The organism is Micromonospora sp. NPDC004540 (genome assembly GCF_040610095.1).
Lineage (GTDB): Bacteria > Actinomycetota > Actinomycetes > Mycobacteriales > Micromonosporaceae > Micromonospora.
In genome coordinates, this window is sequence record NZ_JBEXLR010000016.1 from 82,833 (window position 1) to 90,045 (window position 7,213).

4 protein-coding genes are annotated in these 7,213 nt (G+C 74.1%); 2 read left to right on the plus strand and 2 right to left on the minus strand.

The window, feature by feature from the left end:
• Nucleotides 1-96 precede the first annotated feature (96 nt).
• Both ABZV78_RS08590 and ABZV78_RS08595 read left to right on the plus strand, forming a co-directional pair.
• Complete coding sequence (locus ABZV78_RS08590; RefSeq protein WP_355636652.1) at nt 97-2,529, plus strand: immune inhibitor A domain-containing protein; 2,433 nt, start codon at nt 97-99, stop codon at nt 2,527-2,529.
• A gap of 169 nt (nt 2,530-2,698) precedes the next feature.
• A complete protein-coding gene (locus ABZV78_RS08595; RefSeq protein ID WP_355636634.1) occupies nt 2,699-3,631 on the plus strand; it encodes an alpha/beta hydrolase in 933 nt (310 codons plus the stop codon).
• A gap of 1 nt (nt 3,632) precedes the next feature.
• Here the strand turns inward: ABZV78_RS08595 and ABZV78_RS08600 are convergent, their stop codons facing one another.
• Nucleotides 3,633-3,998, minus strand: a complete 366-nt coding sequence (locus tag ABZV78_RS08600) for a hypothetical protein (RefSeq protein WP_355636636.1) — start codon at nt 3,996-3,998, stop codon at nt 3,633-3,635.
• On the minus strand, nt 3,995-6,925 hold the full coding sequence (locus ABZV78_RS08605; protein WP_355636638.1) for an SseB family protein: 2,931 nt from the start codon (nt 6,923-6,925) through the stop codon (nt 3,995-3,997). The genes ABZV78_RS08600 and ABZV78_RS08605 overlap by 4 nt, the downstream gene beginning before the upstream one ends.
• Nucleotides 6,926-7,213 lie beyond the last annotated feature (288 nt).

Sequence of the window (7,213 nt, forward strand, 5' to 3'; positions counted from 1 at the left end):
TTCACCAGTGGTCCCACAAGTGGGACCTTCCACCGGCCCGTACCCCCGTTGGGCCGGTTCCCTCACACCGGAGGTATCCACGTGCGCAAAGTCGCAGTGGGTCTGCTCGGGCTCTCGTTGACGGCGACGGGACTGGTGGCGGGCACGGCCGCCAGCGCCGCGCCGACTCCGAAGCTGCCGGCCGCCGCTCCGGCGGCGGCCGAGCCGCAGGCCCCTCACGATCTGCCGGACAAGCTCGAGGACAAGCGGCGGGCACTCCGCCAGGAGGGCCTCAGCGAGGTTCTGTCCGGCCGGGCCAAGGCCCAGAAGATCAACGGCAGCACCGTCGTCAAGGTCGGCGAGACCGCCGGCGGCGCGGCGGCGGCGGCCGGCGCCCGGACCGCCAGCAACAAGGCGGGCAAGAAGGACCAGTACGTCGAGCTGGCCCGGGAACGGACCGACAAGATCTTCGTGATCCTCGCCGAGTTCGGCGACGAGCGCGACCCGGCCTACCCGGACAAGGACATCAACCCGGACATCGCGGGCCCGACCGGCTACGACGGTCCGCGGCACAACGAGATCCCGGCGCCCAACCGGGCCGTGGACAACTCCACCGTCTGGCAGCCCGACTACAGCCCGGAGCACTTCCGTCAGCTGTACTTCGGGACCAAGCCGGGCGACGAGTCGCTCAAGCAGTACTACGAGGCCCAGTCGTCCGGCCGCTACACGGTCGACGGGCAGGTCACGGACTGGGTGAAGGTCAAGTACAACGCCGCCCGGTACGGTCGCTCGGACGACCCGATCGCCGACGATTCGGACGACCCGGCCAACGACCCGGCGGTCTGCGCGGACAACGTCTGCCCGAACACCTGGGACCTGATCCGCGACGCCGCCAACCAGTGGGTCGCCGACCAGAAGGCCAAGGGCCGAACCGACGCCCAGATCAAGGCCGACATGCAGTCGTTCGACCAGTGGGACCGGTTCGACTACGACGGCGACGGCAACTTCAACGAGCCGGACGGCTACATCGACCACTTCCAGATCGTCCACTCCGGCGGCGACCAGGCCGACGGTGACCCGCACCAGGGTGAGGACGCCATCTGGAGCCACCGCTGGGCGGCGTACAACACCTCCCGCGTGGGTCCGCCGAACTTCCCGATCGGCGGCACCCAGATCGGCGACACCGGCGTCTGGATCCGCGACTACACGATCCAGCCGGAGAACGGTGGCCGTAGCGTCTTCTACCACGAGTACGGCCACGACCTCGGCCTGCCGGACGACTACAACGTCATCAACGGCGGGGACAACAACAACGAGCACTGGACCCTGATGGCCCAGAGCCGGCTCGGCGGCAAGAACGACCAGGGCATCGGCGAGCGCGGTGGCGACCTCGGCGCCTGGAACAAGCTCCAGCTCGGCTGGCTCGACTACGAGGTGGTCAAGGCCGGGCAGAAGCGCACCCTGGACCTGGGCCCGCAGGAGTACAACTCCAAGAAGGCGCAGGCCGCGGTCGTGGTGCTGCCACAGCGGGAGTACACCTTCCAGTACGGCGCTCCGTTCGAGGGCACCAAGCAGTACTTCTCCGGCAACGACGACGACCTGGACAACACCATGACCAGGACGCTCGACTTCACCGGGAAGACCTCGGCGGCGCTGTCCATGAAGGGGCGCTTCAACATCGAGACCGGCTACGACTACCTCTTCTTCGAGGCGTCGCTGGACGGCGGCAAGACCTGGGCCGCCCTGCCGGGCACGGTCAACGGCAAGCCGATCCCCCCGGTGTCCAACACCGACCCCACGCCGGGTCTCACCGGCAGCAGCGCGGGCAAGTGGGTGGACATCAACATCCCGATGGACGCGGCGGCCGGCAAGGTCGCGCAGTTCCGCTTCCACTACCTCACCGACGGTGGGGTCTCCTCCGGCGGCTTCTTCGGTGACGCCATCACCGTGACCGCCGACGGCCAGACCGTGCTCAGCGACGGCGCCGAGAGCGGTGCCGGGGACTGGGCGCTCGACGGCTGGAGCATCACCGGGGAGAGCTACACCCGGCTCTTCGACAACTACTACATCGCCGGCAACCGGTCGTACGTCTCGTACGACAAGTACCTGAAGACGGGCCCGTACTACTTCGGCTACGCGAACACCCGCCCGGACTGGGTGGACCACTACGCGTACCAGGAGGGTCTGCTGATCTCGTACTGGAACCTCCGGTACGCGGACAACGACACGTTCGAGCACCCGGGTGAGGGTCGTAACCTCTACATCGACGCGCACCCGCGGCCGATCTACAACCTGACCGGCGCCCCGTGGCGGGCCCGCGTCCAGGTCTACGACGCGCCGTTCGGCCTCAAGAAGGCGGACTCGTTCACGCTGCACATCAACAGCCAGCCGCAGTACATCCGTGGCCAGGCCGCGCAGCCGCTGTTCGACGACACCAAGCAGTACTGGTACCCGGAGCTGCCGAACCACGGCGTCAAGCTCCCCGGCGCCGGCGTCAAGATCAAGGTTCTCCAGCAGAACGGCACCTCGATGAAGGTCCGCATCTCCTGAGCCGCTGATCACCGCTACATCCCGCGATGCCCGGGCAGGTCACCTGCCCGGGCATCGCCCTTTCCGGCGCCCGGGCCGGCCGCGGCCCGTCCGGTGAAGTCCCCGAGAATCCCCTGATCCTCGCCACCTGCGGGGCCGCCCGCCCGGTGCCCGCCCTAGGCTGTGCCCCATGACCGACCAGCGCGGCGGACCCGTCGACGAGTCCTGCGTCCTCCCCGAGGGGCCGTGGACCCACCGGTTCGTCGGCGCCAACGGCAGCCGCTTCCACGTCGTCGAGGCCGGCACCGGCCCCATGGTGCTCTTCCTGCACGGCTTCCCCGAATACTGGTACGCCTGGCACGAGATGCTGCCGGCGATCGCCGACGCGGGCTTCCGCGCGGTCGCCGTCGACCTGCGCGGTTACGGCGCGAGCGACAAGCCACCCCGGGGGTACGACGGCTACACCCTCGCCGCCGACGTGGCCGGGCTGATCCGGGCCCTCGGCGAGCGGTCGGCGACCCTGGTGGGCAGCGGCGCCGGCGGGCTCATCGCCTGGACGGCCGCCTCGTTCCATCCCACCCTGGTCCGGCGGCTCGTGGTGCTCGGCGCGCCGCACCCGCTCCGGCTCCGGGCCGCCATCTTCGCCGACCCGCGCGGCCAGTTCACCGCGTCCACCCCCACGCTGAAGTTCCAGCTCCCGCGCTACGAACACGTGCTGACCCGCGACGACGCCGCCGAGGTGGAGGAGATGCTGCGCCGCTGGGGCGGACCACGCTGGGTGAACGGCCCCGACTTCGACGCGTACGCCCGGTGCTGCCGGGTGGCCATGCAGATCCCGCAGGCGGCGTTCTGCGCGATGGAGGGCTACCGCTGGGCGTTCCGGTCGGTGCTGCGGCTGCACGGCTACCGGTTCGTCCGCCTCATGCAGAAGCCGCTGGTCACCCCGACCCTCCAGCTGCACGGCGCGCTCGACCGGGCCTCGCTGCCCCGCACCGCCCAGGGCTCCGGTCGGTACGTCACCGCCCCCTACGAGTGGCGGCTGCTCGACGGGGTGGGCCACTTCCCGCACGTGGAGGCCCGCGACCTGGTGCTCGGCGAGATCCTGCGCTGGACGAAGTCCTGAGTCAGACCCGCTGCTCGCGCAGGTCGGTCACCTCGCTCGCGGGCGCCCAGCCCTGGTAGACGCCGAAGTCGAAGGCCTCCAGCCCCATCCCCTGGGCCACCGGCCAGCGGCCGCCCGTGTACTCCACCCGCAGCCAGCCGTCGTGTTCGGCCAGCACGATGAACGGCTGCCCCTGCCAGGTGCAGGTGGTCCGCACGTACGCCAGGTCCTCGACCTCGGCGACCGGCACCACCCGGACGTGCCGGCCGGGGCGTACCTCGGTGAAGCCCTCACCCGGTTCCGGCTGGTACAGGCGGACGTCGCCGCCGTCGGGGCTGGCCTGGTACTCCCGCCCCTGCCAGCGGGCCACGTAACCGTCGCGGCTCACCCGTCACCCGCCCTCTGCCACAGCAGCGCGTCGGTGTCCAGCACCGCGACCACCCGCTCGCTGCGGTCCGCGCCGATCCGCCACAGCTCGGCGCCGTGCGGCAGCCGGGCGCTGTCCACCTTGAACTCGGCGACCACGTCGCTGCTCTCCCCCGGGGCGAAGCCGTTGCCGCGGAACGGGGGCCGCTCGATCACCCAGCCCTCCATCGCCCGCATGGCGCCCTCGTTCTGCCCGCCGTAGGGGATCCGGTAGAGGCTCGGCCGGTAGGCCGGCCAGCGCAGCACGTAGATCTCCTCGGCGTCGCGGGAGAACGGCGAGCCGGGGTGGCCGAGACCGAGCGCGTCGTACAGCTCGGCCGGGGTGCCGAGGTGGGCCAGCTCGCTGGCCCGGTGCACGAAGCCGGAGACCCGGTCGTAGCCCCGTTCCAGGTAGTAGGCGAGCTGGCTCGGGGCGATCGCCTTCTGCATGGTCACCGGGCGGGTCGGGTCCACCGACGGGGCCGGCCGGGGCTCGGCCGCCGGCGCCGGCCCGGTGGCGGGCGGCTCCGGCTCGGTCTCCGGGTCGTCGCCCAGCCCCACCTCGGCCGCCCAGTTGGCCAGCGCGAGGACCTGCTCCCCCGGGTAGGTCGCCCCGACCGGGGTGCCCGGGTTCACCGCGAACGACCAGCTCACGTCCGGCCAGCGCCGGATGAGCTGGACGAACTTGACCCGCACCGTCTCGGCCGGGCCGCCCGCCCGGTCCGCCAGCCGCTCGGGCGAGGTGTAGACCACCACGTACGTGCCGCCGTCGATCTGCTCGGTGGGCCAGACGAAGCCGGGGCCACCCGGCCGGCTGCCCGCCGCCGACTCGGCCGCGACCGGCAGCAGCACCCGGGCCAGCAGCAGGGTGGTGAGGAAGCCGTCGGTGCTGCCGCTGCCGGCCGCGGTCAGCAGTTCCTCCTCCACCTCGTCCGCCGGCACGAAGTCGGCGTCTCCGTCCCCAGGGGACGGAGTGGCGGCTGCCGTCGGCTTCCCGGGCGGCACGGGGCCGGCCTCGGCGGTGGGCGCGAGGACCGACGTGGTCGGCTCGTCCGCCCGGGCGGCCGGCTCGAACAGCGGCACCTCAGGCTGCGTGGGCGGCTCGAACAGCGGCGCGGTCGGCTCCTCCGGCGCCCCGTCGGCGTCGCCGGAGCCGGCCGGGGTGAACAGCGACGCACGCGGGTCGTCCGCCGGTCCCGGCGCGGACGGGCCGAACAGCGGCACGGTCGGCTCGGCCGGCCGTTCCCCGGAGGGAGTGACCGCCTCGGCCCGGAATTCGACGGGCCCGGCGGCCGGGGCCCGATCTGGGACCGGCGACGTGGGCGGGTCGACCGCCAGCGACAGGGTGGGGTCGGTGGGGCCGGCCCAGGGCGCCGGCGGGTCGCCGGCGGCCCGGGACGCGGCCGGCGCCGTCGCCGAGGCCATCGCGGAGGCGGCGGCGGGCACCGTGGGCACCGCGTACGGCTCGGGCGGCATGCTCCGGGCCGGGCGCGGCGGCTCCGCCGGCTCGGTCAGGTCGCGGGACTCGACGACGGTGCCCTCGATGACGATCGGGGTGAAGCCCCGACGCGGCGCGGGCGGGCCCGACACCGGCTCGGCGATCGAGGGCGGCAGTTCCTCGGCCTCGGCGGGGTCGCCCGGGCCGGGGATCGGCTGGGTTCGCTCGTCCGCGCCGGGGTCATCGTCGGTGCCCGGTCGCCGCCGGGGCAGCGCCTGGGTGGTCTCCCCGGCCGGGGCGGCCGGGCGGAACGGCCCGGCCGGTTCCTCCGGCCGCCGCGCCGGAGCCGGTTCGGCGGAGTCCACCCGGAACGCCTGGGTCGGGTCCTCCGGCACCGGCTCGTTCAGCGGCCGTCGGCGCGGGAAGGGCTGGCCGCCGCCGGCGAACCGGGAGGGGGGCACGGCCCGGTCGCCGCCGCGGCGCGACGTGTCCAGCGGTGAGGGCCGCCGCGGCGAGTGACCCGAGGCGGGCTCGAAGAAGGACCGGGCGGGCGGGGGCGCGGGCTCGGCCGACCGGCCGTTGGCCGGTCCGGCGCGGCCGGCGTCGGCGCGGGTGGCGTCGCCGCGGCCGGCGTCGGCGCGGGTGGCGTCGGCGAACGGATCCGACTCGTCGGGACGCCCGCGCAGGTCGGTGAGCCAGCCGGCGAGGTTGTCCGCGCCCGGATCGGCGCCGGCCGGGTGGGCGGGCCGCTCGTCGTCCGGCGCACCGCGGCCGAGCGGCCGGGCCGGACGGCCGTTCGCCGGGTCGGGGCGGCGGGTCGGCGGCGGGAAGGACGCGTCGGGGACGGTGGCCCGGGCGCTCGGGGCGGGAACGGTCGGGATGGGAACGGTGGACGGCTCGCCACCGACCGGCCCGCGGCCACTCCGGACCGGCGGGACGGGGCCCGGGGGCACGCGCCCGCCGGCCGCCGGGGACACGGGCGACGGCGGGACGTCCCGGCCGGGCGCGGACGGGCCGATCCGGGCCGCCCGGGCGGCGCTCTCCACCCGCTCCAGGCGGGCGCGGGCGCCCATGGTCCGGCCCGGCAGCCGGACGTCGCCCCGGGCGAGCTGGGCGACGAACCAGGCCGGCAGGTAGGCCTCGATCGGCAACCCGGGATTGACCGTCAGCCACCACTCGTGGTCGGGCCAGTCGGCGGCCAGGTCGGCGTACGGGACGCGACGGGTGGTGCCGGCGTTCTCCCCCAGGCAGGCACGCAGCGCGGTGGCGGAGGTGAAGGCCAGGATGTGCGTGCGACCCCCGGTGGTCCAGGTGCCCCAGCCCTGCGGGCCCCGACCGGCGGGCGTCTGGGCGGCGACCGGCAGGAGCAGCTCGACGCGGGTCAGAAGGCGGAAGTAGAGCTGCTGGTCCTGCGCGCGCAGCGCGTCCCGCATCGCCACCTCGGCCTCGGTGGCCGGCTCCCATCCGGTCACGGCCACCTCTCCTTCCGCGAACAGGCCACAGGCATCGCCTAACAACCTACAAGGTGGTAACAAGATCACAATGCCTGGCCATCGACGGTCGGCCGGGGCGTCGGCGAGGCGCTAACATCCCGTTCCGGAGTCGACACGATACGGAGGCCGTCGATGTCCCGGCCCACCGCCCGCCCGGCCCTGGCCGCCCTGGCGGCCCTCCTCGTCGCCGGGCTGCCGGCCGCCCCGGCCGCCGCCCGCGCGCCGTCGGCCTGCCCCGCACCGCCCGCGCCGGCCCGCCCCGTCGCG

Bases quoted from the DNA above. Each gene is read 5' to 3' on its own strand.
- ABZV78_RS08595 (WP_355636634.1), top strand. From the start codon at position 2,699: ATGACCGACCAGCGCGGCGGACCCGTCGACGAGTCCTGCGTCCTCCCC.